Source organism: Microbispora sp. GKU 823, assembly GCF_002027145.1.
Classification (GTDB): Bacteria; Actinomycetota; Actinomycetes; order Streptosporangiales; family Streptosporangiaceae; genus Microbispora; species Microbispora siamensis.
Map to the genome: position 1 here is coordinate 1 of NZ_MWJN01000124.1, position 26,059 is coordinate 26,059.

General features: G+C 71.6%; 34 protein-coding genes and 2 pseudogenes. 13 read left to right on the plus strand and 23 right to left on the minus strand.

The window, feature by feature from the left end; genetic code table 11:
- The 3 genes and pseudogenes from B1L11_RS47510 to B1L11_RS55550 form a co-directional block, all read left to right on the plus strand.
- Positions 1 to 497, plus strand: a pseudogene (locus B1L11_RS47510) (cobalamin-binding protein); the annotation flags it as partial.
- 220 nt (positions 498 to 717) lie between these two features.
- A pseudogene (gene hypF / locus B1L11_RS38890) lies at positions 718 to 2,280 on the plus strand (carbamoyltransferase HypF); the annotation flags it as partial.
- Positions 2,202 to 2,921: a hypothetical protein gene (locus tag B1L11_RS55550; RefSeq protein WP_372974769.1), complete on the plus strand. Its 720-nt coding sequence runs from the start codon at positions 2,202 to 2,204 to the stop codon at positions 2,919 to 2,921. The pseudogene hypF and the gene B1L11_RS55550, both read left to right, overlap by 79 nt.
- On the opposite strand, the gene B1L11_RS38895 is transcribed toward B1L11_RS55550, so the two are convergent.
- Genes B1L11_RS38895 through B1L11_RS55555 form a run of 5 tightly spaced genes read right to left on the minus strand, consistent with a single transcriptional unit; the run spans position 2,918 to position 5,956 of the window.
- Positions 2,918 to 3,241, minus strand: a complete 324-nt coding sequence (locus B1L11_RS38895; RefSeq protein WP_143737869.1) for a hypothetical protein — start codon at positions 3,239 to 3,241, stop codon at positions 2,918 to 2,920. The two genes, B1L11_RS55550 and B1L11_RS38895, sit on opposite strands and share 4 nt — an antisense overlap.
- A gap of 18 nt (positions 3,242 to 3,259) precedes the next feature.
- A complete protein-coding gene (hypE, locus tag B1L11_RS38900; protein ID WP_306291764.1) occupies positions 3,260 to 4,336 on the minus strand; it encodes a hydrogenase expression/formation protein HypE in 1,077 nt (358 codons plus the stop codon).
- Positions 4,333 to 5,457 (minus strand): hydrogenase formation protein HypD, encoded by a 1,125-nt coding sequence (gene hypD / locus B1L11_RS38905; protein ID WP_079320246.1) that lies wholly within the window; start codon positions 5,455 to 5,457, stop codon positions 4,333 to 4,335. Before hypD ends, hypE begins: the two co-directional genes overlap by 4 nt.
- Positions 5,458 to 5,463: 6 nt before the next feature.
- The gene (locus B1L11_RS38910; RefSeq protein WP_079320247.1) at positions 5,464 to 5,739 is read right to left on the minus strand and encodes a HypC/HybG/HupF family hydrogenase formation chaperone; all 276 of its coding nucleotides are present in this window, start codon (positions 5,737 to 5,739) and stop codon (positions 5,464 to 5,466) included.
- Positions 5,687 to 5,956: a hydrogenase/urease maturation nickel metallochaperone HypA gene (locus B1L11_RS55555; RefSeq protein WP_372974770.1), complete on the minus strand. Its 270-nt coding sequence runs from the start codon at positions 5,954 to 5,956 to the stop codon at positions 5,687 to 5,689. Before B1L11_RS55555 ends, B1L11_RS38910 begins: the two co-directional genes overlap by 53 nt.
- Here B1L11_RS55555 and B1L11_RS53065 point away from each other — a divergent pair.
- Entirely contained in the window at positions 5,870 to 6,112 is a 243-nt protein-coding gene (locus tag B1L11_RS53065) for a hypothetical protein (RefSeq protein WP_256863262.1), read from the plus strand. The two genes, B1L11_RS55555 and B1L11_RS53065, sit on opposite strands and share 87 nt — an antisense overlap.
- Here B1L11_RS53065 and B1L11_RS55560 read toward each other — a convergent pair.
- The 16 genes from B1L11_RS55560 to B1L11_RS38990 all read right to left on the minus strand — a co-directional run bounded on the left by B1L11_RS55560 (position 6,099) and on the right by B1L11_RS38990 (position 17,659).
- On the minus strand, positions 6,099 to 6,203 hold the full coding sequence (locus B1L11_RS55560) for a hypothetical protein (protein ID WP_372974768.1): 105 nt from the start codon (positions 6,201 to 6,203) through the stop codon (positions 6,099 to 6,101). The genes B1L11_RS53065 and B1L11_RS55560 overlap by 14 nt on opposite strands.
- A complete protein-coding gene (locus tag B1L11_RS38920; RefSeq protein WP_079320248.1) occupies positions 6,197 to 6,688 on the minus strand; it encodes a hydrogenase maturation protease in 492 nt (163 codons plus the stop codon). Before B1L11_RS38920 ends, B1L11_RS55560 begins: the two co-directional genes overlap by 7 nt.
- Positions 6,685 to 7,962, minus strand: coding sequence for a hypothetical protein (locus B1L11_RS38925; protein ID WP_218671580.1), 1,278 nt, complete (start codon positions 7,960 to 7,962; stop codon positions 6,685 to 6,687). The genes B1L11_RS38920 and B1L11_RS38925 overlap by 4 nt, the downstream gene beginning before the upstream one ends.
- Positions 7,959 to 8,594, minus strand: coding sequence for a DUF6084 family protein (locus B1L11_RS47515; protein WP_079320249.1), 636 nt, complete (start codon positions 8,592 to 8,594; stop codon positions 7,959 to 7,961). The genes B1L11_RS38925 and B1L11_RS47515 overlap by 4 nt, the downstream gene beginning before the upstream one ends.
- Before the next feature lie 2 nt (positions 8,595 to 8,596).
- Positions 8,597 to 9,208 (minus strand): DUF5947 family protein, encoded by a 612-nt coding sequence (locus B1L11_RS38935; protein WP_079320250.1) that lies wholly within the window; start codon positions 9,206 to 9,208, stop codon positions 8,597 to 8,599.
- The gene (locus tag B1L11_RS38940) at positions 9,205 to 9,687 is read right to left on the minus strand and encodes a NifU family protein (protein WP_079320251.1); all 483 of its coding nucleotides are present in this window, start codon (positions 9,685 to 9,687) and stop codon (positions 9,205 to 9,207) included. Before B1L11_RS38940 ends, B1L11_RS38935 begins: the two co-directional genes overlap by 4 nt.
- Positions 9,684 to 11,330: a nickel-dependent hydrogenase large subunit gene (locus B1L11_RS38945; RefSeq protein ID WP_256863263.1), complete on the minus strand. Its 1,647-nt coding sequence runs from the start codon at positions 11,328 to 11,330 to the stop codon at positions 9,684 to 9,686. Before B1L11_RS38945 ends, B1L11_RS38940 begins: the two co-directional genes overlap by 4 nt.
- A gap of 130 nt (positions 11,331 to 11,460) precedes the next feature.
- Entirely contained in the window at positions 11,461 to 12,525 is a 1,065-nt protein-coding gene (locus B1L11_RS38950; protein WP_079320268.1) for a hydrogenase expression protein HypE, read from the minus strand.
- Complete coding sequence (locus B1L11_RS38955; RefSeq protein WP_256863264.1) at positions 12,512 to 13,198, minus strand: SIS domain-containing protein; 687 nt, start codon at positions 13,196 to 13,198, stop codon at positions 12,512 to 12,514. The genes B1L11_RS38950 and B1L11_RS38955 overlap by 14 nt, the downstream gene beginning before the upstream one ends.
- Positions 13,195 to 13,404: a HypC/HybG/HupF family hydrogenase formation chaperone gene (locus tag B1L11_RS38960; protein WP_079320252.1), complete on the minus strand. Its 210-nt coding sequence runs from the start codon at positions 13,402 to 13,404 to the stop codon at positions 13,195 to 13,197. The genes B1L11_RS38955 and B1L11_RS38960 overlap by 4 nt, the downstream gene beginning before the upstream one ends.
- A complete protein-coding gene (locus tag B1L11_RS38965) occupies positions 13,401 to 14,018 on the minus strand; it encodes an SIS domain-containing protein (RefSeq protein ID WP_079320253.1) in 618 nt (205 codons plus the stop codon). Before B1L11_RS38965 ends, B1L11_RS38960 begins: the two co-directional genes overlap by 4 nt.
- 173 nt (positions 14,019 to 14,191) lie before the next feature.
- Positions 14,192 to 14,464, minus strand: coding sequence for a transglycosylase (locus tag B1L11_RS38970; RefSeq protein ID WP_079320254.1), 273 nt, complete (start codon positions 14,462 to 14,464; stop codon positions 14,192 to 14,194).
- Between the two features lie 75 nt (positions 14,465 to 14,539).
- Complete coding sequence (locus tag B1L11_RS38975; protein ID WP_079320255.1) at positions 14,540 to 15,193, minus strand: response regulator transcription factor; 654 nt, start codon at positions 15,191 to 15,193, stop codon at positions 14,540 to 14,542.
- Positions 15,190 to 16,341 carry a sensor histidine kinase gene (locus B1L11_RS38980; RefSeq protein ID WP_079320256.1) on the minus strand — a complete coding sequence of 384 codons (1,152 nt, stop codon included), beginning with the start codon at positions 16,339 to 16,341 and terminating at the stop codon, positions 15,190 to 15,192. The genes B1L11_RS38975 and B1L11_RS38980 overlap by 4 nt, the downstream gene beginning before the upstream one ends.
- Positions 16,342 to 16,393: 52 nt before the next feature.
- Positions 16,394 to 17,428: a LacI family DNA-binding transcriptional regulator gene (locus B1L11_RS38985; RefSeq protein WP_079320257.1), complete on the minus strand. Its 1,035-nt coding sequence runs from the start codon at positions 17,426 to 17,428 to the stop codon at positions 16,394 to 16,396.
- 9 nt (positions 17,429 to 17,437) lie between these two features.
- A complete protein-coding gene (locus tag B1L11_RS38990) occupies positions 17,438 to 17,659 on the minus strand; it encodes a hypothetical protein (protein ID WP_079320258.1) in 222 nt (73 codons plus the stop codon).
- A gap of 90 nt (positions 17,660 to 17,749) precedes the next feature.
- Between B1L11_RS38990 and B1L11_RS38995 the strand changes: the two genes are divergently transcribed.
- Together B1L11_RS38995 and B1L11_RS39000 are read left to right on the plus strand one after the other, a co-directional pair.
- Complete coding sequence (locus tag B1L11_RS38995) at positions 17,750 to 18,385, plus strand: phosphoribosyltransferase (protein WP_179155527.1); 636 nt, start codon at positions 17,750 to 17,752, stop codon at positions 18,383 to 18,385.
- A gap of 88 nt (positions 18,386 to 18,473) precedes the next feature.
- A complete protein-coding gene (locus B1L11_RS39000) occupies positions 18,474 to 18,905 on the plus strand; it encodes a DUF2267 domain-containing protein (protein WP_079320259.1) in 432 nt (143 codons plus the stop codon).
- 4 nt (positions 18,906 to 18,909) lie between these two features.
- Here the strand turns inward: B1L11_RS39000 and B1L11_RS39005 are convergent, their stop codons facing one another.
- Entirely contained in the window at positions 18,910 to 19,122 is a 213-nt protein-coding gene (locus B1L11_RS39005; RefSeq protein WP_079320260.1) for a DUF1918 domain-containing protein, read from the minus strand.
- 30 nt (positions 19,123 to 19,152) lie between these two features.
- On the minus strand, positions 19,153 to 20,274 hold the full coding sequence (fbp, locus tag B1L11_RS39010; RefSeq protein WP_079320271.1) for a fructose-1,6-bisphosphate aldolase/phosphatase: 1,122 nt from the start codon (positions 20,272 to 20,274) through the stop codon (positions 19,153 to 19,155).
- 100 nt (positions 20,275 to 20,374) lie between these two features.
- Between fbp and B1L11_RS39015 the strand changes: the two genes are divergently transcribed.
- From B1L11_RS39015 to B1L11_RS39045, 7 genes are all read left to right on the plus strand, one after another.
- Positions 20,375 to 20,818, plus strand: coding sequence for a cyclic nucleotide-binding/CBS domain-containing protein (locus B1L11_RS39015; RefSeq protein ID WP_079320261.1), 444 nt, complete (start codon positions 20,375 to 20,377; stop codon positions 20,816 to 20,818).
- The gene (locus tag B1L11_RS39020; protein WP_079320262.1) at positions 20,819 to 22,141 is read left to right on the plus strand and encodes an acyltransferase; all 1,323 of its coding nucleotides are present in this window, start codon (positions 20,819 to 20,821) and stop codon (positions 22,139 to 22,141) included.
- Entirely contained in the window at positions 22,138 to 22,434 is a 297-nt protein-coding gene (locus B1L11_RS39025) for a YhjD/YihY/BrkB family envelope integrity protein (protein WP_079320263.1), read from the plus strand. Before B1L11_RS39020 ends, B1L11_RS39025 begins: the two co-directional genes overlap by 4 nt.
- Entirely contained in the window at positions 22,392 to 22,985 is a 594-nt protein-coding gene (locus tag B1L11_RS39030; RefSeq protein WP_079320264.1) for a YihY/virulence factor BrkB family protein, read from the plus strand. The genes B1L11_RS39025 and B1L11_RS39030 overlap by 43 nt, the downstream gene beginning before the upstream one ends.
- A 39-nt stretch (positions 22,986 to 23,024) precedes the next feature.
- On the plus strand, positions 23,025 to 24,272 hold the full coding sequence (locus B1L11_RS39035; RefSeq protein ID WP_256863265.1) for an AI-2E family transporter: 1,248 nt from the start codon (positions 23,025 to 23,027) through the stop codon (positions 24,270 to 24,272).
- Positions 24,273 to 24,324: 52 nt separating this feature from the next.
- Complete coding sequence (locus B1L11_RS39040) at positions 24,325 to 25,005, plus strand: hypothetical protein (RefSeq protein ID WP_143737871.1); 681 nt, start codon at positions 24,325 to 24,327, stop codon at positions 25,003 to 25,005.
- Positions 25,006 to 25,100: 95 nt separating this feature from the next.
- Positions 25,101 to 26,059 (plus strand): DUF222 domain-containing protein (locus B1L11_RS39045; RefSeq protein WP_143737872.1); only part of this gene is annotated, 959 nt, incomplete at its 3' end.

Consider the following 26,059-nt stretch of genomic DNA (forward strand, 5'->3'; position numbering starts at 1 on the left):
GGCCGGCCGAGGCGGTGGGCCGCCCACCGCCGACCGCGGCGGCCGACCGGCTCGCCGCCGGGCTGCCGTCCTTCCCCGCCGCCCACGACGGCCCCGGTGGCGCCGCGGCCGATCTCGGCGGCGAGGAGTACGCGTACCTGACCCGGCACCGTGCCGACCTGCCGGCCCGCGTCACGGACGCGCTCAGGGAGGCGTACGCCCCGATGGGCGGCTACAGCGCCCGGCAACTGGAGCACACCGCAGAGGATCTCGGTCACATCGCCGACTTCCTGATCGCCGCCATGTACGTCCACGACGCCGCGCTGTTCACCGACTTCGTCACCTGGACCTGCCAGGTGCTGGTGGCCAGGAAGGTGCCTGCGGAGTCCGTCGTGCTCGGTCTGGGGGTCTTCCGTGATGTACTGACGGACTGCCCGCACGCCCGGGCGCTGCTGGAGGAGGGCGTCGCCGCGGCACGGACGTGCTGTGCGGAGCGACGAACAGAGACGAGCGTCTGATGCAGGACACGCCCCCCTTCCAGGTCGAGTCGCTCACTCCCGAGCCCGGCGCGGCGCGGCTGACGATGACCGGTGAGCTCCCCTCACGCCCCACCTGATCGAGGTCGTCGCCCTCGACGACGTGCTGGACCTCCCCCACTGAGACAATGTGGGGGTGAGCAGGCGTGCCGTCGCCGTCCGGGTCGAGGGGATCGTGCAGGGGGTCGGCTTCCGGCCCTTCGTGTACGGCCTCGCCACGCGGCTCGGCCTCGCCGGGCTGGTCGGCAACGACGAGCGCGGGGTCTTCATCGAGGTCGAGGGCGGCAGCGCGCCGGTCGAGGAGTTCCTCGCCGCGCTGACCGGCGGCCCGCCGCCGCTGGCGGTCATCGAGCGGATCAGCACGGGCCCGGCGCCCGTCACCGGCCGCACGACCTTCGTGATCGCGCCGAGCGCGGCCGGTGGGGATCGGCACGCGCTCGTCTCGCCGGACGTGGCGACCTGCGACGCGTGCCTGCGCGACCTGACCGACCCGGCCGACCGCAGGTGCGGCTACGCCTTCACCAACTGCACCGGCTGCGGTCCGCGCTTCACCATCGTCCGCGACGTGCCCTACGACCGGGTTAACACCACGATGGCCGGCTTCCCGATGTGCGCGGACTGCGCCCGGGAGTACCACGACCCCGCCGACCGGCGCTTCCACGCCCAGCCCGTGTGCTGCCCCGCCTGCGGGCCCCGGCTGCGCTTCATCGGTCCCGCGGGCGCCGGCGACCCGCTGGAGCGGGCCGTACGGCTGCTGCGGGAGGGCGGCGTGCTGGCGGTCAAGGGACTCGGCGGCTACCACCTGGCGGCGCTCGCGGCGGACGAGCCCGCCGTGGCGGCGCTGCGGTCGCGCAAGCACCGCGAGGACAAGCCCTTCGCGGTGATGGCAGGCGACCTGGCCGCGGCGCGGCTGCTGTGCGCGGTGGACCCGGCCGAGGAGCGCCTGCTGACCGGGCCCGCCCGCCCCGTCGTGCTGCTGCGGCGGCTGCCGGACGCGCCCGTCGCGCCCTCCGTGGCACCGTCCGTAGCGCCGGGCAACCGATGGCTGGGCGTGCTGCTGCCCTACACCCCGCTGCACCACCTGCTCCTCGGGGCGCTGGGCCAGCCCATCGTGCTGACCAGCGGAAACGTGTCCGACGAGCCGATCGCCTACCGGGACGAGGACGCTCTGGAACGGCTCGGCGGCATCGCCGACGCCTTCCTGACCCACGACCGCCCCATCCACATCCGTACGGACGACTCGGTCGTACGGGTCTTCCGGGGCCGCGACCTGCCGATCAGGCGGTCGCGGGGATACGTGCCGCACCCGCTGCCGCTCGCCCGGGCGGCCCCCCGGCCCGTGCTCGCCTGCGGCGCCGAGCTGAAGCACACGTTCTGCCTGGTCAAAGGGGACCGTGCGTTCGTCTCCCACCACATCGGCGATCTGGAGAACTACGAGACCCTGCGGTCGTTCACCGAGGGCGTCGAGCATTTCCGGCGGCTGTTCGACATCACGCCCGAGGTGGTCGCGCACGACCTGCACCCGGAATACCTGTCCACCAAGTGGGCTCTCGATCAGGACGCCGACCTCGTCGGTGTGCAACACCACCACGCCCACGTCGCCTCCTGCCTGGCCGACAACGGCGTCGGGGGGCCGGTCGTAGGGGTGGCCTTCGACGGCCTCGGGTACGGTTCGGACGGCACGTTGTGGGGCGGCGAGTTCCTCGTCGCCGACCTGGCCGGATTCGAGCGGGCGGGCCACCTCACGCCGGTGCCGATGCCCGGGGGCGCGACCGCGATCCGGCAGCCCTGGCGCATGGCGGCCGCCTACCTCGATCTCGCCTACGAGGGGACGTCCCCCAGGACCTGGACGTCGTACGGCGCAACGCCGGGCAGTGGCCGGCCGTCGTCGCGCTGGCCCGCCGGGGCGGGAACGCGCCCCTCACCTCCAGCATGGGCCGCCTGTTCGACGCGGTGGCGGCGATCGCGGGCGTACGCGACACGATCAACTACGAGGGCCAGGCCGCGGTCGAGTTCGAGCAGCTCGCCGACCCGGCGGTGGACGAGGCCTACCCCTGCGGCCTCGTTCCCGCGCGCACCGGGTTCGCCGTGCCGGGCGTGGAGCTGGTCCGCGCGGCCGCCGACGACCTGCGCGCCGGGGTGCCGCGTGACGTCGTGGCCGCACGGTTCCACAACGCCGTGGCCGGGATCGTAGCCGCCGGATGCGCGGTGATCCGCGAGGCCACGGGCGTGTCCACCGTGGCCCTGTCGGGCGGCGTGTTCCAGAACCTGCTGCTGCTCGGCCGGGCCGTGACCCTGCTCGAGGAGCGCGACTTCAGGGTGCTCACCCACCACCGCGTCCCACCGAACGACGGCGGCGTCAGCCTCGGCCAGGCCGCCGTCGCCGCGGCCCGCGACGCGATCTAGCCGCCCTGGTCGCCCGCGGGCAGGGACGGGCTCTCCTCGTCGATGGGCCCCTCCGGTGCGATACCGGTGGAGTCCTCCAGGGTGGAGCGGCCGTGCGGACGGTCGGTCTTGCCCTTGACCCCCACCTGGTCCCGGCCGGGTTCCTGCTCCTGCTTGGCGAGCTCCTCGCCGCCCCTGGTGAGCGACTCGCCCGCCGGCACGCCCGACTCCTCCTCGGCGGACGGCTCCCGCCCGGGCCCGGGCTCGCCCGCGGCCTCCGGCCGGAACGCCAGATCGCCCGCCCGCTTGGCCTCGGTGTCCGGTCGTTCGGTTTCACTCATGATCACGTCACCTCCCGGTCAGCAGATCCGCGGCAGCGGGTCGCCGACCAGCACGTCGATGATCCGGGTGCCGCCGAAGGAGGTCTTCAGCAGCACCAGTCCGGGGGGATCGTCCCGGACGCGGCCGACGATCGCGGCGCCCTCGCCGAGCGGGTGGCTCCGCAGCGCGGCGAGCGCGGACTCGGCCGCGCCCCCGTCCACGACCGCGACCATCCGGCCCTCGCAGGCCACGTAGAGCGGGTCGATCCCGAGCAGCTCACAGGCTCCGCGTACGGCCGGCCGTACGGGCACCGCGTCCTCCTCGACGACGACGGCGACGCCGGAGGCGCGGGCGATCTCGTTCAGTATCGTCGCGACGCCGCCCCGGGTGGCGTCCCGCAGGCACCGCACCCCTTCGCCGACAGCGGCCCGGAGCGCGGCGATCAGACCGTTGAGCGGGGCGGTGTCCGACGTCACGTCGGCCTCGATGTCCAGCTCGCCCCGGGCCAGCATGATCGTGACACCGTGCTCGCCGACCGGGCCGGACACGAGGACGGCGTCGCCGGGACGGGCGCGGGCGACGCCGAGGCGCGTGTCCCGCTCCAGCAGTCCCACACCGGCCGTGGTGACGTAGCAGCCGTCGGCCTTGCCGCGCTGCACGACCTTGGTGTCCCCGGTCACGATCGACACCTCCGCCGCCGCGGCGGCCCGCGCCATCGACGCGCTGATCCGCCGCAGGTCCTCGACCGGGAACCCCTCCTCCAGGACGAAGCCGGCCGACAGGTACAGCGGCCGGGCCCCGCACACCGACAGGTCGTTCACGGTCCCGTTGACGGCGAGGTCGCCGATGTCGCCGCCGGGGAAGAACAGCGGGGAGACCACGTAGGAGTCGGTGGTGAACGCGAACCGCGCGCCGCCCGCGCCGAACACCGCGCCGTCCTCCAGCGGTTCGAGCAGCGGGTTGCGGAACGCGTCGAGGAAGACCGCCTCGATCAGGGTCTGGGTCGCCTTGCCGCCGGCGCCGTGGGCCATCGTGATGTGCTCCTCGCGCACACGGGCCTTGCGCTGCCTGGCCCGGTCGATGCGTTCGAGGACCTGTTCCTCACGGCTGGTCACCGCGTCGCCTCCCTCACCCGCTGCCGGGAGAAGCGGCCGAAGTTGTAGTAGGCCGCGCAGGCGCCCTCGGACGACACCATGCAGGTGCCGATCGGCGTCTCCGGCGTGCAGGCCGTGCCGAAGACCTTGCACTCCCACGGCTTGAGCACGCCCTTGAGCACCTCGCCGCACTGGCACGCCTTCGGGTCGGCCACCCGGTTGCCGGGGATGTCGAACAGCCGCTCCGCGTCGTACGCCGCGTACTTCTCGCGCATGCGCAGCGCCGAGTGCGAGATGAAGCCCAGGCCGCGCCACTCGAAGTAGGGCCGCAGCTCCATCACCTCGTTGACGGCCCGCAGGGCACGGATGTTGCCCGCCCACGGCACGACCCGGGCGTACTGGTTCTCGACCTCCGACCGCCCCTCCGCCAGCTGGAGCAGCAGCATGTAGACCGACTGGAGAATGTCCAGCGGCTCGAAGCCCGCCACGACCAGCGGCTTGCCGTAGCCGCGGGCGATGAACTCGTACGGCCGGCAGCCGATGATCGTGGAGACGTGGCCGGGGCCGATGAAGCCGTCGAGACGCAGGTCGGGCGAGTCCAGGATGGCCTTGATCGCGGGGATGATCGTCACGTGGTTGCAGAAGACCGAGAAGTTCCGCACGCCCTCGGCCGCCGCGCGCAGCACGGTCATGGCGGTCGACGGCGCGGTCGTCTCGAACCCGATGGCCATGAAGACGACCTGGCGGTCCGGCTCGCGCCTGGCGATCTTCAGGGCGTCCAGCGGCGAGTAGACCATGCGGATGTCGGCGCCCTGGGCCGTGGAGTCGAAGAACGACCCGCGCCCGCCCGGCACCCGCATCATGTCCCCGAACGACGTCATGATCACGTCCGGCCGTTCGGTGATGTGGATCGCGTCGTCCACGCGGCCCATCGGGATCACGCAGACCGGGCATCCGGGACCGTGCACCAGTGTGATCGTCTCGGGCAGGTAGTCCTCCAGCCCGTGCTTGTAGATCGTGTGGGTGTGGCCGCCGCACACCTCCATGAACTTGTAGGCCCGGCCCGGCTCGCACAGGCTCGCGATCCTGGCTGACAGCGCCCGCGCCTTGTCCGCGTCGCGGTACTCGTCGACGAAACGCACCGCCGCTCACCTCTCTATGGACGAGTCGCGCAGCGCCGCCAGCTCGTCCTTGTACGCCTGGCCGATGCCCTCCAGGAACTCAAGCGCGGCCCTGGCCTCGGCCTCGTCGATCTTCGACAGCGCGAAGCCGACGTGGATCAGGACCCAGTCGCCGGGCCCCAAGGGCTGGCCGTCGAGCAGGCCGATGTTGACGGCCCGCCGGACCCCGCTCACGTCGACCCTGGCGAGGTCAGTCTGGCCGGGCGGGATCTCCACGATCTCGCCCGGAATGCCCAGGCACATAGGACGCCTCCGCAGTGGTGTCGGGGTCGAGCTGGATGGATTCGAGGACGAGGCTGTCCCCGCCCTCGGTGTCGACGTCGATCCCGCCGCACAATCCGCAGATCGTGAGCGGGTCGGCGCACATCGCGGAGTGCCCGCAGCCCCGGCAGATGAGCCGTACGGGCTCGATGACCAGGTCGAGCGTCGCGCCCTCGGCGACCGTGCCGGCGGAGGCCAGGCAGAAGGCCTGGTCGAGGGCCTGCGGAGCGATGCGCAGCAGGGCGCCGCCCGCACCCGGGCCCGGCGCACCCGCCTGCCGTCGGCCCGGCGCTCGACGGCGTCGACCACGGCCTCGGCGATCCCGAACTCGTGCATCGGGGTCACATCCTTCTGATCCGCAAATAACGTCGGATGTCGGGCAGCGACTGGACGACCAGCACGGCCACCCCGGTCACCAGCAGCACGAAGACCAGGCGTTTCAGCATCGCCGTTCCTCCTCCGCGAACTCCTGTGCGATCAGTTCGAGCACGAGGTCGGCGGCCTGGGGGACGGCCGCCGCGACCGGCGGGCTCAGGTCCATCCCCGGCGACACGTCGGCGGGTTCACAGCCGACCAGCAGGACTCTGTCTCCCCGCGGGAGATCGAGGCCGGAGGCGAGCGTGAGCACCGCGTCGGGGGTCATCGCGTGCGCGTCCACGAAACATCCACCGGGGGCCGGCGTCGGGGACTCCGGTGCCGGTTCGACGACGGACAGCGTGCCGGGGGCCCGCCCCGCCGGGATCGCGTCCACGAGGATCGTGAGGTCGTATCCCGAGGTCAGCTCGTAGGCGAGATGGATGCCCCGGATGCCGAAGTCGCCGACCTCCACCCCGTCGGGCACCCCGATGTCGGCGAGGCGGCGGGCCACCGCCACACCGAAACCGTCGTCGCCGAGGAAGACGTTGCCCACGCCGGCCACCAGGGTTCTCATGCGGGTTCCACCTCGTCCGGCGCGAAGTAGAGGAACCGTCCCTGCTCGCGCTGCAGGTCGGAGCCCGGGTCGTCCTCCAGCGTGACGGCCAGGTGGCGCACCCCGTCCACGTCGAGGAACACCGCCTCGACCAGGGCGATCCGCCCGGCCAGGAACATGTCGTGCGCGTCGGCACGGCGGTGGCCCGGCCGCAGCCGCACCCGGCTGCCCTTGGCGATCCGGACCCCGGCCACGGTCACGGCGTCGTCCTCCGGAGTCGTCCTGGCGGGGACCTCCAGGTGACGGATGGCGCCGTGGAGGCGTTCGAGCAGTTCCGGCGGCAGGTCGGCGGCCCGTTCGAGGATCTCGGCTGCGCGTGGGTCGGTGACCCGGGCCTCCCGCTTCTCCTCCTCGGTCAGGGTCAGCGTGCTCAGCGTGAGCAGTTCGTCGATCTCGGTCGAGTCGAACAGGTCGCCCGGGCTCTCCGGGGCGATGGCCGGGTGGTCGTACAGGATGATCGGCGAGGACAGCACGACGTCGCGGCGGCCGGGCTCGCCCACCAGGACCGGCCAGGTGTTCTCGTTGCGGCACTGCCGCGCCGCCGCCTCGGCCCACATCGGCGGGTCGAGCAGCGAGACGAAGGCCCCTCCGCTCACCCCGATCAACAGGTGGGCGGCGACCAGAGAGCGGCGCAGGGCCTCCTCGCGCGGCGCGTCCGCCCGCTCCCAGTGGGCCGTGTTCTCCACCTCGACCCGCAGGCGGACCAGCCCGTACGGCCCGGGCAGCCGTTCGGCGGAGATCCGCATCTCCGCGTCGAGCGGCTGGTGCTCGCAGACGATCCGGCCGGTCCGCTCGCCGCCGGGGTCGTCGATGGGCTCGATGACCCGGTCGCCCGGCACCCGGACCTCGATCGTGCACCGCCTGGCCGTCACGTGCGCCAGGGACACCGCGGTCCGGGCCTCCCGCTCGGTGGCCTCGTCGAAGCTGAGGTAGTCGCGCCCGCCGACGGTCAGCTTCGGCACGGGCCAGTAGCCGTCGTCCTCCTCCCGCTCGACCGTCCTGCTCCTGACGTGCAGGAACCGCAGGCGCAGATCGAGCTGGGCGTCTCCGGGGGCCTCCAGCAGGCACTCGGTCACGCTGCCCGACGGCTCGCCGGGGTAGTTCGGCGGCACGAGCACGCCGAACTGCCAGCGCATGCGGTTCTTGGCGGCCGAGGCGCGGTAGGGGTAGAGCAGGTAGCCCTCGTACAGCACGGCGTCCGCGACGCGGCGGGCCGCCTCCATCCGCGCGGTCACCGGCCTGCCTCCTTCAGCAGGGCTTCCACGGCCTCGTCCACGGTGGCGAGGACTCGTTCGGACTTGAAGCGGAGGATCTCGCGCACGGTGTCGCGGCGCAGCCGCAGCCAGCCCGAACCGGGGAAGGCGGTGTCGATCGTCTCGCGCCACACCGCGACCGGCAGGCGGTGGCGGGTCTCGCAGTGCCAGGGGATCTGCCGCATGCTCACCCCGCCGCCGGAGCGGGCCAGCACGGTGCCGCTGAACAGCAGCAGCAGCGGGATCTCGCCGTCGTCCAGCGAGGCGAAGTACCGGCCCGCGGCCACCTCCAGGTCGTAGCCGCACGGCACGGTCAGGTCGATCTCCGTGCTCGCGGTGAAGGCGGGCACCATCGCCTGCGCCATGGCGAACTGCACCGGCCGCAGCGTGTCGCCCCACCGGGCCGGCTCGCCGAACAGGTCCGCCAGCAGCGCCGCCTCCCGCGGCCCGTACGGCCTGCGGCGCGGCTCGATCCTGATCTGGCAGCGCAGCGCGATGGCGTGGACGCCCTCGGGGGAGGGATCGGTGACGCGCAGGCGGAAGACGAGCGTGGGCGAGGCCGCGTACGGTTCGGGCCGGGCGTCCAGGCAGTCGAAGCGGGGACCGTCGTCCAAGGTCAAACCTCCTTCAGAACACGAGCCCGCCGGCGCAGGGCGGCGAAGAAGCCGTCGATGGCCTCCCACGCCTCCCGCCCGCCGCCGAAGCCCTTCCAGTGCAGCCGTACGAGGCCGACGAGCCGGTAGCAGGCGTCGATCGGCACGAGATGGCAGGAGAACGACCCGTCGGGAGCCCGGTCGACCAGCAGCGCCTCGACGTCGGGCTCGGCCTCCGCCAGCGCCGGGTTGGCCGCGAGCACCCGCTCCCAGGTCGCGAGCGGGAGCAGCGACTCGGTCGCCCCGGCCGGGCTGGGATAGAAGGCCACGGTCCGGCCGAGCGAGGAGTTGTGGAAGAAGAACGCCGTACGCACCGGGATGCCCAGGTCGTCCCAGTCAGCGGAGGAGACCCGGAAGGACGGCGCGTAGAGGAAGCGGTCGGGCACGGCCCGATACCGCCCCTGACCCGGCCGGACGAACAGCAGACGGCAGCCCCGGCAGACGCACATCAGCGCCCGGCTCTCCAGGTCGACGACGTGCCCGTGCTCCCCCTCCAGGAGCTCGGCGCACATCTCGCACCGCTCCACGGACTCGGCTCGGGCCGGTTCGCGGAAGCGGCGCAGGCCGGTGCTCATGCCGGGCGCCTGCCGATCTGCAGGAGTGTCACGGCATCCCTGACCGGGCTCTCGACGTCCACGCGCGCCACCTCGGGGGCCACCCGGGCGATGGCGCGCTCGATCGACTCGGTGACGGTGATCCGCGACGAGGGGCAGCCGCAGGCCCCCTTCAGGCGCACCCGTACGACGCCGCCCTCCACGCTCAGCAGCTCGGCGGGGTGGCCGTCGAGCGCGGCCCGCACCCGCTCGGCGGTGGTCAGCGGGTGCAGGTCGTGCAGCACGAGCAGGCCCGCGACCAGCGGATCCTCCACCAGATCGCGCAGCGCGCCGGCCGCCCCGGCCTCGGTGACGATCGCCATGACGCGTTCGAGGCCCGCGCCGTACAGGCCGACGATCTCCCGCAGGAGTTCCTCCGCCGTGGCACGGATTTCGGAGTCCACCAGCGCACCGAGCAGCCGCTCGATCCGCTCGCCCGACACGGTCACGTCGTACGTCATGGCGTCCCCGCGAACGCGTGCGGGCTGTGCACCACGCGCAGTTGCCTGCCCCGGCCGAGGTACATGTGGACGCCGCAGGGCAGGCACGGGTCGAAGCTGCGGACCGTGCGCATGATGTCGATGCCCTTGAAGCTCTCCGGCGGGTTTTCCTCGAAGATCGGTGTGTTCTGTACCGCGTCCTCGTACGGCCCCGGCGTGCCGTTGAAGTCGCGCACGCTGGCGTTCCACGGCGTCGGCGGGTACGGGTGATAGTTGGCGATCCTGCCGTCCCTGATCACCATGTGGTGCGACAGAACGCCCCGCACGGCCTCGGTGAAGCCGCAGGAGATCGCCTCGTCGGGCACGGTGAACGGCGACCACGTCTGGGTGTGCCCCTGGCGGACCTCGCCCAGCGCCTGCTCCGCGAAGTGCAGCGCGCACGCGGCGGCGTACGCCTGGAAGTACGTCCTGGCCCGGTTGCGCTCGATGGCGTTGGACAGCAGCTCCCCGTTCCGCTGGGGGATCCGCCACTCGAAGGTCTTTTCCGGCCGGGTCGCCGTCCTCGGCAGGTTGATCTCCACGCTGTGCCCGGTGGACCGGACGTAGCCGATGTCCACCAGGCCGGACAGGGCGGTGACCCACAGGCGGGCGAGCGGCCCGCCGCCGGTGTCGAGCGCGAGCAGGTTCCGCCCGTCGAACCAGCGGGGCGACATCACCCAGCTGTACTTGTCGGTGAAGTCCCGCTTCTGCGGATGCGGGATCGTGTGCTGGTTCCACGGATGGCGGATGTCCACCGGGTTGCCCAGCGGGTCCTCGGTGACGAACGGCTCCCTGTCGGTCCAGTCGTCGTAGTAGGAGCTGCCCAGCAGGATGCGGATGCCGAGGTTGATGTCCACCAGGTCGTTGGTGACGAGTTTCCCGTCCACCACGATGCCCGGGCTGACGAACATCTTCCGGCCCCAGTCGTTCATGTTCCGGTAGTCGAAGTCGCAGTGCTCGGGGTCCTGGAAGCTGCCCCAGCAGCCGAGCATCACCCGCCGCCGGCCCACCTGCTCGTAGCCGGGCATCGCGTCGTAGACGAAGTCGAACAGGTCGTCGTGCATGGGGACGACCCGCTTCATGAACTCGACGTACCGCGTCAGCCGGGTGAGGTAGTCGGTGAACACCTGGACGGTCGCCACCGTCCCCACCCCGCCGGGGTAGAGCGTGGAGGGGTGCACGTGTCTGCCCTCCATCAGGCAGAACATCTCCCGCGTGGTGCGGCTCATCGCCAGCGCCTCGCGGTAGAACTCGCCCTCCAGCGGGTTCAGCGAGCGCATGATGTCGGCGATCGTGCGATATCCGTGGTCGGCCGCGTGCGGCGCCTCGGTGCGCTCGGCCTGCGCCAGCACGCCCGGGTTGGTCTCGCGGACCATCTTCTCGCAGTAGTCGACCCCGACGAGGTTCTCCTGGAAGATGTTGTGGTCGAACATGTACTCGGCCGCCTCGCCGAGATTGATCATCCATTCGGCGATGTGCGGCGGGCGCACGCCGTACGCCATGTTCTGGGCGTACACCGAGCAGGTGGCGTGGTTGTCGCCGCAGATCCCGCAGATGCGGCTGGTGATGAAGTGGGCGTCGCGCGGGTCCTTGCCCTTCATGAAGATGCTGTAGCCGCGGAACACCGACGAGGTGCTGTAGCACTCGGCGACCTCGCGGTTGGTGAAGTCGACCTTCGCGTAGATGCCGAGACTGCGACGATCCTGGTGATCGGGTCCCAGGCCATCTCGACCAGTTCGCGTTCCAGGGTCATCGCTAACTCCAGGGGGCCTTGTAGCCGGTGAGCAGCTCGCGGCCCTTCTTGTGCCACTTCGGCTCTTTGTCGACCGTCTTGAACGTGATGGTCCGCAGCGCGCGGATCACCGTGCCGTACGCCTCGCTCGCGGTCGAGGAGACGCGGGCGCCGGGCGGCTCGTCCATGAACGGCATGAACTTGTCGGGGAAGCCGGGCATCGTGCACGCGATGCAGATGCCGCCGACGTTGGGGCAGCCGCCGATGCCGTTGATCCAGCCGCGCTTGGGCACGTTGCACTTGACGACCGGCCCCCAGCAGCCGATCTTCACCAGGCACTTCGGCGAGCCGTACTCGGTGGCGAACTGGCCCTGCTCGTAGTAGCCGGCCCGGTCGCAGCCCTCGTGCACGGTCTGGCCGAACAGCCACGTGGGGCGCAGCATGTGGTCCAGCGGGATCATCGGCGCCTGCCCGGCGAGCTGGTAGAGCAGGTAGAGGATCGTCTCCGACAGGTTGTCCGGGTGGATCGGGCAGCCGGGCACGTTGACGATGGGCAGCCCGGCCTTCGACCGCCAGTCCCAGCCCAGGTAGTCGGCCACGCCCATCGCCCCGGTCGGGTTGCCCGCCATCGCGTGGATGCCGCCGTACGTCGCGCAGGTGCCCGCGGCGAGCACGGCGGTCGCCTTGGGCGCGAGACGGTCGAGCCATTCGCTGGTCGTCATCGGCTGGCCGGTGTCGGGGTTGTTGCCGAACCCGCACCAGTAGCCCTCGCGCTTGATCGACTCGTTGGGAATCGATCCCTCGATGACCAGCACGAACGGATCGAGCTCGCCTCGGTCGGCCTTGAAGTACCACTCGATGAAGGTGTCGGCGCCCTGCATGGGGCCGCACTCGAAGTCGATCAGCGGCCAGTGGACCGCGACCTTGGGCAGGCCGGGCAGCGCGCCGAGCACGATCTCCTCGATGCTCGGCTGGGTCGCGGCCGTGAGCGCGACCGAGTCGCCGTCGCAGCTCAGTCCGGCGTTTATCCACAGGATATGGACGACGGGCTCCTTCTGTCCGTCTGGCTGTCCGTCAGGCGCCGTCATCGCCGTCACCAGCTTCCATACGGGTCAAGGCCTGCTGGGTGAGCTCCCAGAGGGCGTGGTAGACGGTCGTCTGGGCCTCCTGGATCCGGTGGACCGAGGCCGAGGGGACCACGAACAGGTGGTCGATGGTGCCGAGCTCGGCCATCTGGCCGCCGCCGTAGCCGGCCAGCCCGACCGTGAGCATGCCGCGCCGTTCCGCCTCCTCGAACGCGGCGATGAGGTTGCGGGAGTTGCCGCTGGTGGACAGGCCGAGCGCGATGTCGCCCGCGAAGGCGGACGCGGCGAGCTGCCGGGCGAAGACCACCTCGAAGCCGATGTCGTTCGCCAGCGCCGTCACCACCGCGATGTCGGCCGTGAGGGCGAACGCGGGGAGGGGCCGCGCGGTTCCGCCGTTCATATGGCCGGGGTTCATGAAGAGCGTGGCCACGTCCTGGGCGTCGGTCGAGCTGCCCCCGTTGCCGAAGGCGAACAGCCGGGCCCCCGCCGCGAACGCCTCCGCCATCGCCTCGGCGCAGGCGGCGATCCGCTCCCCGTCGCGCTCCAGCACCGTCCGGCGCAGGGTGACGATCTCGTCGACCTTCTCCACCGTCGACTGGCGTACGGAGGTCATGACCGCGTCGAGGTCCGTGGACCCGGAGTAGAGGAAGGGGTACAGCGCCTCGATGTCGCTCACTGCCTCACCTCCCTCACGACCGCGATGGCCTCCTTGGCGTGGACCAGGACGGTGTCGCCGGGCTCGGCCTCCACCAGCGCGACGCTGACCACCTCCCGGCCCCGGCCGGTGTCGACGAGGGCGAGGTCCCGCTCCAGGAGCCGTACGACGGTCACCGCGACCGCCTCGTCCGAGCAGGTGATGCACGTCTCGTCGTGGCAGTTCATGGGATGACCCTCGGATCCAGCACGCCGGGCTGCTCGAAGAACACGTGCACCAGCTCCCAGAGGATGTGGTAGGTGGTGACGTGCACCTCCTTGACCACGCGGGGATCGGCGGAGCGCGCGATCAGGACATGGTCGACGGCCGGGCTGCGGCCGATCGGGCCGCCGTCGTCGCCGCCGGTCAGCGCCAGCGTGAGCAGGCCGATCCGGTGCGCCGTCTCCAGGCCCCTGAGCACGTTCACGCAGCCCCCGTCGGGCGAGATGCCCAGTGCGATGTCCCGCGGCGCGGCGAGACGGCGAAGCTGGTGCGCGAAGACCTCCTCCAGGCCCGCCGTCGCGGCGACCCCCGTGATCGTCGCCACGTCGCTCGTGAGCGAGAACGACGGCAGCGCCCGTTTGCCCACGATCACCGGGTGGACGAACTCCACGGAGATGTGCTGGGCGTCGGTGGCCGCCTCGCCGTTGCCGAAGACGATGAGCCTGCCGCCGCCGTGGAAGCGCGTCGCCATCGCGTGGCAGGCCCTGGCCACCACGTCGGCCTCGTCGGCCAGGCCGAGCGCCGGCCCCACACGACGGGCGAACACCTCCGGAACACGTGCAAGGACCGCCTGGTCCATCGCGGACCACTTCCCCCGGATCGCGTCTTCCCCGCAGGAAATCCCCTGGTTAACGACCGTACGCCGAGCCGTGACGGGGGGAATCAACAGATGTCGGTGATTTCGTAAAGACCACTAAGTCCGGACATGCCGATGGCCCCGGACGTGCCGGGGCCATCGGCGGGGTGAGGGGTCTAACCGACGCTTCTGCGGTGGTACACCCCCGCGGCCAGGGCGACGCCGACGGCGGCCAGGACGACCTGGATGATCAGCTGGATCCAGCCGAACCCGCCCGACGGGGCGACTCCCACCGCTCCGGCGATGGCCGTGCCGATGAGAGCGGCGACGATACCGATGATCACGGTCAGCCAGATCGGGATGGCCTGGCGCCCCGGAACGACCAGCCGGCCGAGAGCGCCGATGATGAGTCCGATGATTATGGCGGAGATGATGCCGCTGACGGCCATGCTGCCACCCTCCTTGTGTTCGGCTGCCTCCCTTCTGCCCAGGCGAAACCGGACAAAACCCGATAAATGGGATGATCAGGTACTTCCGGCGATGCGGTTCTCCCAGGCCCAGGCGGCGACCTCGACCCGGTTGCGCAGGCCGAGCTTGGCCTGGATGCCGGCCACGTGGCTCTTGACCGTGCTCAGCGAGATGAACAGTTCTGCCGCGATCTCCTGGTTCGTACGGCCCCGGGCGACGGCCCGGACGACTTCCAACTCCCGGTTCGAGAGCGGATGGTCCACCCGGCCGGAGTCCGGCAGACGAGCCGTCAGATGGCGCAGCAGTCGCAGGGTGACCGACGGGGAGACCAGGGCGTCCCCCTGGTGGGCGGCCCGCACGGCCTCCACGAGCAGGGCGGGGCCGCAGTCCTTCAGGACGAAGCCGGTCGCGCCCGCCCGCAGCGCGCCGTACACGTACTCGTCCAGGTCGAACGTGGTGACCACGACCACCCGCAGCGGGTCGGGCACGCCCGGCCCGGCCAGGGCGCGGGTGACCTCGATGCCGTCGAGCCGGGGCATGCGCACGTCCACCAGGCACACGTCCGGCCGCAGCCGCCTGGCCGCCTCCACGGCCTCGGCGCCGTCGGCCGCCTCGGCGACCACCTCGATGTCGGGCTGGTCCTCCAGGATCAGCCGCAGGCCGCCGCGGACCATCGCCTGGTCGTCGGCCACCAGCACTCTGATCGTCATCTGCGGTCACGCCCGGGGACGGGCAGGGTGGCGAGCACCGACCAGCCGGACTCCGAACCTGCCATCGGACGCGGCCCGGCGCGCAGCGTGCCGCCGAGGGCCTCGACCCGCTCGCGCATCCCGATCAGGCCATACCCGCCGCGCGGGTGGTGCCGCGAGGGGGTCCGCGGCGAGTCGTCGGCGACCTCGACGGTGAGCGTGTCGCGGTCCCGCTCCACGCTGACCGTCACAGAACGGGCGCTCGGGGCGTGGCGGGAGACGTTGGTCAGCGACTCCTGGACGACCCGGTAGACCGTGCCGGCCACCTCGGGCGGCCACGTCGCCGTCTCCTCCTCACCCGGCAGTCGCAGGCGCACCGCACGGCCGCCCGCCTCGAAGCGCTCGATCAGCTCACCCAGCCCGCCGAGCCCGCCGGGTGCGGGGGTGGCGGGCTCGTCCGGGTCGCGCAGCAGGCCGACGACGCGGCGCATCGCCGCCAGCGCGTCGGACCCGGCGGCCTCGATCTCGGCCAGGGCGTCGCCCGCCTTCTCGGGGCTCTTGCGCGCGACCAGGCGTGCGGCCTGGGCCTGCACCACGATGCCGGTGACGTGATGGGCGACGACGTCGTGCAACTCGCGGGCGAGCCTCAGCCGTTCCGCCCGGCGCACCCCCTCGGCGACGGCCCGCCTGCGGGCGTCGAGCAGCCGCGGGCACAGCCCGGCCACGACGGCGGCGGCCCAGGCCAGGACGTTCATCAGGGTGACCGATGGCACCCCGGCGGCGAGCGCGTGCGCCGTCAGCAGGCTGCCGGCGGCCACGGCCAGCCCGCCGGCCGCCACGCTGCAGGCCGTACGGACCGGCAGCGCCCTGACCGCCGTGCCGACCAGCACGGCCAGGCCGAGGGCCATCCCGGGACCGGGCTCGCTGGGCAGGTCGGCGAACCTGGCGGCCAGGACGGCGGTCGCGGCGACGGCCAGACCGGCCGCGGCCGCCCGTGCCGGGTCGAACCGGCGTGCCAGGGCGATCACGCACACCACCGCCCCGGCGGCGCAGTCGAACCGCCAGTAGCCGCCGCCCCAGCTGCCGGCGATCCGGGAGCCCCAGAAAACCAGCACCGCGGCGAACACGGCGCCCAGTCCGACGTCGGCCGCCCATCCCCCTACACGCACAGCAGCGAGGCTACGAGATCGGCCGCCCGCGCAGAACCGGCCGAAAGTACTGTTATCGGGATGGCGGTGCGGTGCTCTCCCGTACGACGAGGGTGGTCGCGAGCTCGACCCGATGCTGTTCGAGCCGCTCGCCGTCCGCCAGGGCCAGGACCATCCGCGCGGCGGCGGCCCCCATCTGCACGAGCGGCTGCCGTACGGTCGTCATGGGCGGCCCGGCCCATTGGGTGAACGACAGGTCGTCGAACCCGACGACGCTCAGGTCCTCGGGGATGCGCACCCCGGCCCGCCTGGCGGCCTCGTACACGCCGAGCGCCTGCAGGTCGTTGGCGGTGAAGACGGCGGTCGGGGGATCGGGCAGGCGCAGCAGCTCGGCCCCGTCACGCAGGCCGCCCTCCACGTAGAGGGTGCTGACCCGCACGAGCGCGGGGTCGACGGGCACGCCCGCGGCGTCCATCGCGGCGCGGTAGCCGTCGAGCCGCGCCCGGCAGCACGGCCACTGCGTCGGCCCGCTCAGCATCGCGATGCGGCGGTGGCCGAGGTCGAGCAGGTGGCGGGTCGCGGCCATCCCGCCGCTCCAGTTGGTGGCGCCGACCGACGGGGTCTGGTGCAGCGGCTCGCCGGTCGGGTCGAGCACGACCAGCGGGATCGAGCGGGTGGCGAGCTGCGACTGCTGCTGCACGGTGAGCTCGGAGAAGACCGCCACGACACCGGTGGGGCGGCGGGCGAGCACCTGCTCGGTCCACGCCCTGCCCGGGGTGAGCCGGCCCTGCATCTCGGTCAGCACCACGGCGAGCTCGCGCTCCCGCGCGACCTGCTCGACACCCTGGATGATCTCCAGCGCCCACAGGCTCTCCAGGGCGTGGAAGACCAGCTCCAGGATCGCGGCGGGCTCGCTGTCGCGGCGCCGGTAGCCGTGCTCCCGCAGCACCGCCTCCACCCGCTGCCGGGTGGCCAGGGCGACTCCCGCGTGGCCGTTGAGCACCCGCGACACGGTCGGCGCGGACACCCCCGCCAGGTGGGCGATCTCGGCCACGGTCAGCCTCTGACGCGGAAGCTCCCCGTCGAGGGCCGGGTCGGTCGAGGTCACGGCGACAGTCTATGGGCCTTCGCTCTCCTCCGGCTGGATCAGGCCGGCCGCGAGCAGCAGTTCGTGGGCGAGCCGGGCGGCGTGCTCGGGCCGGGCCCGCCCGGCCTCCTCCAGCGGCCCGCTCTCCAGGCCGCCCGCCAGCACCCGTACGGCCTCGGCGAGCGAGCGCACCTGCCGTTCCGTCGCGTCGAGCCTGGCCTTCAGCTCGTCGATCTCTCCGGGATTGGACATGCTCCAAGTCTTCCCCGGGCCCTTCGGCCCTACCGCGGACGGCGGCGGAGGCCGACGGTGAAAGACAGGGGATAGGCAGGGGTGACTGTCGTGTTCGTCGATCGTCGTGACGCCGGACTGCGCCTGGGCGAGCGGTTGCGCGGCCTCCCGGGGACGGAGGACGCGGTCGTCCTCGGCCTGCCGCGAGGGGGCGTGCCGGTGGCGTTCCAGGTGGCCAGGGCCCTCGGCGCCCCCCTGGACGTGATCGTCGTACGCAAGCTGGGCGTGCCGTACCAGCCGGAGCTGGGCTTCGGCGCCATCGGCGAGGGCGGGGTGCGGGTGGTGAACCCCGACGTCGTACGGCTCGCCAACATCACCCGCGCAGAGATGGCCGAGGTGGAGCGGCGCGAGCGGGCCGAGCTGGAGCGTCGCGCCCGCCGCTTCCGGGGCGGCCGCGAGCCGGTGGACCTGGCCGGCCGTACGGTGATCGTGGTGGACGACGGGATCGCGACGGGCGGGACGGCCCGCGCCGCCTGCCAGGTGGCCCGCGCGCACGGAGCCTCCCGGGTGGTGCTCGCGGTGCCGGTCGGCGCCCCCGAGACGATCGCGAGCCTGCGCAGGGACGCCGACGAGGTCGTCTGCCTGGACACGCCCGACCACTTCTACGCGATCGGCGCGTGGTACGACGACTTCACCCAGACGAGCGACGAGGACGTGGTCGATTGTTTGCGGCGCGCCGCAGAATAGGCCACAGAATAGGGACCATCGGCCCTGGTAGAGGGCGCGGCCGGGTGCGCAGCGTGGGATGGAGCGACTGTCAGCGGAGGAGGACGTGATGTCCACCACCCACCACGTGCACAGCCTTGACCACACGATGCAGACGACCAACCGATGGCTGGCCGCCGTCGCGGGGGCCATCGGCACCGAGGACCGGGAGTTCGCCCACCGCGTGCTGCGGACCTGGCTGCACGCCGTGCGCGACGGCCTCCCGGTGCCCGCCGCGGCGCACCTCGCCGCGCAACTGCCCGACCTGCTGCGCGGGATCTACTACAACGGCTGGGACCCCGCGGCGGTGCCGATCCGCCGGGACCGCGAGGAGTTCACCGCCCACTTCGCCGCCACCGGCCGCGTCGCCAACGCCGACGTGCCCAAGCTCGCCAAGGCGGTGACCTCCGTGATGTACGAGGAGCTGACGCCGGGGGTCGTCGACCACGCGCTCGGTCAGCTACCGAGAGAGGTGCGCGACCTGCTGGGTGGGCCCTGTTAGGTCGTCAGGGGCTCTCCGGGAACCGCTCCCAGTAGTGCTCGACGCGGGCGTCGGGCCCGGGGAAGAAGCACAGCGTCTCCCGCTCCTCGTCGAGCCATCGCACCAGGTAGGGGGGTGAGCCGTCGGTGTGGTAGAGCGCCACCACGATCCCGATGCGGCCCGCCCTGCCCCGGTGGATGCTCTCGACGATCAGGCGGTCGCCGACCGACGCCTTCATCAGCAGGACCCCCTTTCTTCAGCCGCTTCGTCAGCCGCCGACCGGGGTCGCGACCTCGGTCGTGATCGGCGTCCAGCGGTGTGCCAGGCGCTTGGTGAGGGAGGTCATGGTGGTGTACTCCAGGTCCTCCAGCGGCAGCCGGTGCGGCTCGAACGGGCCGTGGCGGCGCAGGTAGTCCATCACCTCGACGGCCTGCCGCCGGGCTCCGTCGAACGCCGGGTCGTCGAACATGTCGCGCGGGCCGATCAGCTTGCCGTCCTTGATCTGGAAGCCGAGCGCGACCACGCGCGGCGGGCCGTCGAACCGCGACGGGTGCGCCTGCCCGGTGGCCACCGGCATCAGCGGCGCGTGGTGCGAGCCGCGCATGCACCCCGCAACCGAGTAGGCGAAGGCGAACGGCTCCAGGGCCTCGCCCACGGCCGGCAGGCCCGACTGGCAGCGCACGATCATGACGGGATCGTCCTTGCCGACGTACCTCCCGGCGATCAGCGACAGCCGCTGGGTGCTGGTCGCGGCCGCGGTCATGCCCAGCGTCTTGGAGCGGACACCGTGGATCACGTAGCGTGCGGGGGCGCCGATGTACATCAGCATGTCGTAGAGGTCCGCCGGGCAGTCGAAGACGATGCGCCGGTCCTCGTGCAGGTCGTACACCTCGAACGCGAACCCGGCGTGCATCTTCTCGTCGATCACCAGTCCGGAGGTGTTGGACGGGTCGGCGAACATCCTGTACAGCGGGAGGTTCCACGCGCCCGGCTCGGTCTTGTCCGCAAGGAAGCACAGCACCGGTTCCGAGGGCCGCTCCTCGAACTCCAGTTCCGCGTAACCAGGGCCCATGCCGCGCAGGTTGCCGGAGAAGGCGTCCGACAGCAGGTCCTGGCCGGCGCCGTACAGGCCGAGTTCCTTGGCGAGGTGGGTGGTCGCCTGGAAGGTGTCCCAGGCGAAGGAGTGGATCAGCCCCGCCTCCTGGCCGTACGTGTGGGTCATGATGAGCGAGATGTCGTCCCCGCAGCTTTCGACGTGGCCGTCGATGAGGAGCCCGGAGGACTTCGCCCGCTCGATCTCCCGCCTCGCCTCGGCCATCAGCCGGGGATGGACGGCGGAGTGGCCGACGAACCCCCCTGTGTCGGCCTTGATGACGCTCAGCGTGATCATGGGGACCACCTCCACCTCCACGTTTATTCGGACTTGGGGGGATAAATAGGGCATAAGGTCACAAGCGGGGCGGACTTCCGTACGAGGGGGAGAGCCGGCCATGAAGATCAAAGAAGTCATGTCCACGCCGGTGGTCATCGTCCCCCCGATCACGCCGGTGCGGGACGTCGCGCGGCACATGGACTACTCGGGCGTCGGCTGCGTCGTGGTGTCGGAGGGACGGGGCATCGCCGGCATAGTGACCGACCGTGACCTCGCCGTACGCGTGCTCGCCCAGGAGGACAAGGACGGTGACACGCCGGTCGGCCGGGTGATGTCGGAAGACCCGGTGGTGGTGCGGGCGGACGACGAGGTCGAGGTGGCCTTCGACACGTTCCGCCGCCACTCCTTCCGCAGGCTCCCCGTGGCCGCCGAGGGGTCCGTGGTCGGCATACTGACGATCGACGACCTGCTCCTCCAGATGCACCAGCTCACCGCCGACCTGCTCACGCCGGTGGTCAAGGAGATCAGCGAGCCGCAGCATCAGAGCGACCAGAGCGACTAGATGTTCACGCCCCTGCAGCGTACGGCGGAACGCACGCCGCCCGGCCGCGACCGTCACATCGACCTGCTGCGCGCCGTCGCGATCGCGCTGGTGGTGCTCGGGCACTGGCTGGCCGTCGTCGTGACGTACGGCGATCGCGTCGGCGGCGGCACGGTCCTCGCGTTCGTCCCCTGGGCCCGGCCGCTCACCTGGCTGTTCCAGGTCATGCCGGTGTTCTTCCTGGTGGGCGGCTTCGCGGGAGCCGCCTCGCTCGGTTCCTACCGGCGGCGGGGCGGCGACGCGATCGGCTGGTTCCTGTGCCGCACCGACCGGCTGCTCCGCCCGACGACGGCGTTCCTGCTCACGCTGGGCGGCGCGGCCCTGCTCGCGGTCCTCCTGGGGGCCGACCCCGCCATCGTGGGCAGGGGAGTCTGGCTCGCCTGCCTGCCGCTGTGGTTCCTCATCGCGTACGTCACGGTCGTCCTGCTCACCCCGGTCCTGCTCGCGCTGCACCGCAGGGCGGGCCTCGCGGTGCCGGCCGCGTTCGCGGTCATGGTGGCGTTCGGCGACGCGGCACGGCTGCTCGGCGGCCCGGCCGTGTTCGGCGCGGCCAACTACCTGCTGGCCTGGGCGGCGGTCTACCAGCTCGGCATCGCCTGGCGGGAGGGGGCCCTGGCCGCCCGTCCCCGCGTGGCCGTGCCCATGATCGCGGGCGGCCTGGGGGTGCTCGTGCTGCTCACCGTCCCGGGGCCCTATCCGGTGAGCATGGTGGCCGATCCCGGTGACCGCCTGCAGAACACCTCGCCGCCGACGCTGGCGCTGCTCGCCCTGGCGGTCGCGCAGACGGGGACGGCCCTGCTCCTGCACGAGCGCGGCGGGCGCATGCTGCGCCGTACGTGCCCGTGGACGGCCGTCGTCGCGGCCAACTCCGTGATCATGACGGTGTTCCTCTGGCACATGACCGCGGTCGTGATCGCCGTGCCCGCCCTCTACATCACCGGCCTGCTGCCGCAGCCGCCTCCAGGATCGGCCGCCTGGCTGCTCCTGCGTGTGCCCTGGCTCGCGTTCCTGACGGCGACCCTCGCGGTCCTCGTCGCCATGTTCGCCTTCGTGGAGAGGCGTGGGGGCTCCTGCCCGGCGCCGGGCGCGGGGAGGGCGGGGGCCTGGACGGTAGTGGCCACCTTGGCGGGAACCGGCCTGGTCGTGGTGGGCCTGCTCGGCGCGGCGCTCACCGGCTCGGAGGGTCTGCCCACGGCGACGCTCGCCGTCTACCTCGTTTGCCTCGCCGCCTACCTCGGCGGCGCCGCGCTGCTGCGGGCCGCCCGATCGTCGCACCGGTCATGAGGGTGCCGGCGGACGACTGGAAGAGGATCGCCGGGCGGGTGCGCGAGGAGGCGAAGCGGGAGCGGCTGTCCCTGCTGGCCGCCGGCATCGCCTTCTGGGGGACGCTGTCGATCTTCCCGATGCTGCTGGTCGTGGTGTCGGTCTACGGGCTGGTGGCAGACCCTCGCGAGGCGGCCGGGCAACTGGCGTCGCTGACCCGGCCGCTGCCCGGGCCCGTCGCCCACCTGCTGGTCTCCCAGCTCTCCGCCGCGTGCGCACCGGAGAGAAAGGGCTCAGCGCCAATCTCGCGCTGAGCCTCGTCGGGCTGCTGTGGGCCTCGTCGAGGGCCGTCCAGGCGCTCATGCGGGGCCTGAACACCGTGTACGGAGGTCGGGAGAGTCACGGCCTCATCGGCACCCGCCTGCTGGCGCTGTTCTACACGGTCACCGCGATCGCCGGAGTGTCGGTTCTGCTGGCGCTCGTCGCCGCGTTTCCGGTGGTGCTGGGACACATCGGCCTCGGCCGGGTGGCCCGGGTGGCCGTCTCGGTGGCGCGCTGGGTGGTGCTCGTCCTGCTCATCGGAGCGGGGCTGGCGCTGCTCTACCGGTTCGTCCCCGGAAGCCGCAAGGAGTCGCGGTGGCGGTCGGTCGCCTGGGGGGTGGGGCTCGCCATGCCCGCCCTGGTGGTGGTCTCGGCGGGCCTGTCGGCCTTCGTGACCAGCTTCGGGCGCTTCAACCAGACGTACGGCGCGGTCGCGGCCGTGGCCGTGCTCATGCTCTGGCTCTACCTGTCCTCGCTGATAGTGCTGCTGGGCGCCGAGGTCAACGGAGCGATCGAGCGCCATATGGAGGACTTGTCCGGATAAATCCGTGTCAAGTGACCTTGGTTGGGCAGCAGTGGGGGCGTGTCCGACAGCGGCCTGTCCCCAGGAAGCGGCATCTCCAGCGTGTTCCCCTCGCTCCCCGGCCAGGGGGAGACGACGCCGGAGCAGACCGGCCCCTCAGCGGCCCCTGACGGCGTGAGCCGGCCGGGCGTCGACCGTGGAGATCCTGCCGGCGACGGTGTCGGCGACAGCGCTGTCAACGGTGCCATGGCCACCGATCAGCCGTTCGGCAGGCCGGGACGCCCACTGCGGAGCAACCCGTTCATGTTCGGCCTGACCGGCGCCCTGGGCGTGCTCACCGCGTGGCTCCTGGTCGAGGCGATCGCCAGCGCCGGCTCGGCGCTCGTGCTCATCGTGGTCTCGCTGTTCCTTGCCATCGGCCTCAACCCCGCGGTCGAGGCGCTCCAGCGGCGCAACCTGTCCCGCCGCCTCGCGATCACGATCGTGTTCGGGTCGGTCATCGCGTTCTTCGTGGTCTTCGGGCTCGCGGTCGTGCCGCCGCTCACGGAGCAGACGACCGGGTTCGTCCGGCAACTGCCCGACTACGTGCAGCAACTCCAGAACCACCCACTGATCCGCTCGGTGGACGAGCGCTACCAGATCCTCGACAAGATCCAGCAGTACGTCGCGAGCGGCGGGCTGGCCACCCAGATGTTCGGCGGCCTCCTCGGTGTGGCGAGCGTAATGATCAGCGCGTTGTTCAGCGCCTTCACCGTGCTCGTGCTCACGCTCTACTTCCTCGGGTCGCTCAACTCCATCAAGGAGACGGCCTACCGGTTCGTGCCCCGCTCACGCCGTACGCGGGTCCGCCTCCTCGGGGACGAGATCATCAACCAGATCGGCGGCTACGTCGCGGGCAACCTGATCATCTCGCTGATCGCCGGGGTGGTGACCTACCTGTTCCTGGCCATGCTGAAAGTGCCGTACGCGCTCGCGCTGGCCATCTTCGTCGCGGTCACCGACCTGATCCCGCTGGTGGGCGCCGTCATCGGCGCGGTCGTGGCCTCGGGCGTGGGTTTCCTCTCCTCGGTGCAGGTCGGCATCGCCTGCGTGGTCTTCTTCGTCGTGTACCAGCAGGTCGAGAACTACTGGATCTCCCCGAAGGTGTTCAAGTCGTCGGTCGACGTGCCCCCCGTGGCGACCATCGTCGGGGCCCTGCTCGGCGGGGCGCTGCTCGGCATCGTCGGGGCCCTGCTCGGCATTCCGCTGGCGGCGGCCCTGCTCCTCCTGGCCCGCGAGGTGGTGCTGCCCCGCCAGGACCGGCTGTAGCCGTCTTCGGAAGAGGGTGCCGTCGCGGTGCCCACTGAGGGAAGCTCGCGTCATGCGACTTCCGTACCGAATCGCGGGGCTATGGGTACGCGTGGCGTTGCTCGTCGTGCTGCTGTGGGGCGCTCTGGTGACCGTGCTCAGCATGACCCCGCGCGAGCGGACCCTCGCCGACTTCCACACGGCGCTCCGGACCGGGCAGGTCACATACGTCATCTACCACGGCACCCCGATGGATCTGCGGTGGTCGACGGGCCCTCTGTTCTGGTATCACGCCGAGCGCTCCGAGAACGGGGCCTACACCCCCCGCGAACTTCTTCGCGACCTGAACTCCACCGTTCCCCGTCCGGAGGCCGGGCTCGCTCACTCGCACGAAGGGTTCTTCTCCGGCTGGCCGTTCCGCGTGCCGTTCCACGGCGCGACCTGGCTCGTCGGCGGGGCCTGGTTCGCCGCACTCCTCACCATGATCGGTACGGGCCGGCCCAGGCTGGGAAACAGATGGGCCTGGTTCTGGCTGTTCACGGTGGGAGAGGTGGGCGCGATGCTGTTCCTCCTCCTCGAACCCCGATCGTTGTGGTACGGGCTGGAGCCGCAGGAGCCGGTTCCCAACCCGATGGGCGGAGGTCGTGGCTGCGCTCTGGCTCTCTGCCTCGGCCTGGCGATCCCCGTCCTCATCGCGGTCGGGGTCTCCCACGTGTTCCACACCCTGCTCGATCTCCTGCCCACCATCCCGTGAGCTTGTAGCTCCAACAATTCGCGTCTGCGCGGTTGCTCAGAGTGAGCGTACGGGAGAGAATTAAAACAGAATTTCGAATTGCACGAGGAGGTGTCATGGACCTGTTCGACTCTGGTCCCGAGCGCCTTCGTCGTTCGAATAGCTCTGATAGCTGCTCTGATGGCTCTGACGGCTGGTGGGACCGGTTGACCTCCGGTTCTCCGTTGTGGTCGTCCGAGGGCTCAGCCGCCCGCGAGCATGCGAGCCAGGACACCAGCGGCGGCGCGCCCGGTGCCGTCGGCGCTGACAGTGCCGGTCGGGACAAGGGCCGGTCGTCGTGGGTGTTGGTTGGTTCTCTTCGTGAGACGGCGCAGGAGTTGGCGCTGACTCCGCTTCCGGATGATGTGGACATCTGCCTGGCCGAGGCCGAGGAGTTGATGTTCGCCCGGGATCGGATCACTTCTGCTCTTGCGGATCGGGTGGGTCGGGTGCATGGTGCGGGGCAGGCCAGGCAGCATGGGCATGCCTCGACCCGGAGTTGGTTGCGTACCGCCGGGGGGATGAGTGTGCCGGGTGCGGGGCGGCTGCTGACGGTGGCGGTGGAGTTGGCCCGTCTGCCGCGGGTGCGTGCGGCGTTCGCCGAGGGGCGTTTGTCGGCGGGGGTGGTGGAGGCGATCTGCACCGCCATCGCGGAGTTGAGCGATGAGCAGGCCGCCCTGGCTGAGCCGATTTTGCTGGAGTTGGCGGGTAAGGCGGGTCCGGCGGAGGTGGCCAAAGCCGGGCGCTATCTGCGGGCGGTGCTGGACCCTGATGGGGAGGAGCGGGATGAGCAGGCCGATTATGCGCGGCGGTTTCTGCGGGTCCGTCCCACCCGGGGTGGGGGGTTGGAGGGGGAGTTTTGTCTGCCGCGTGAGGCCGCTGCCCGGTTGCGGGCTTTGCTGGATGCCTATGCCAAACCGCGTGCGGAGGGTGATGACCGCCCGCTGCGGGTCCGCAATGCCGATGCGTTCATCGCGCTGCTGGAGCAGGAGATCGCCACCGAACTCCTGGTCCTGGTCAACGCCGAATCCCTCCC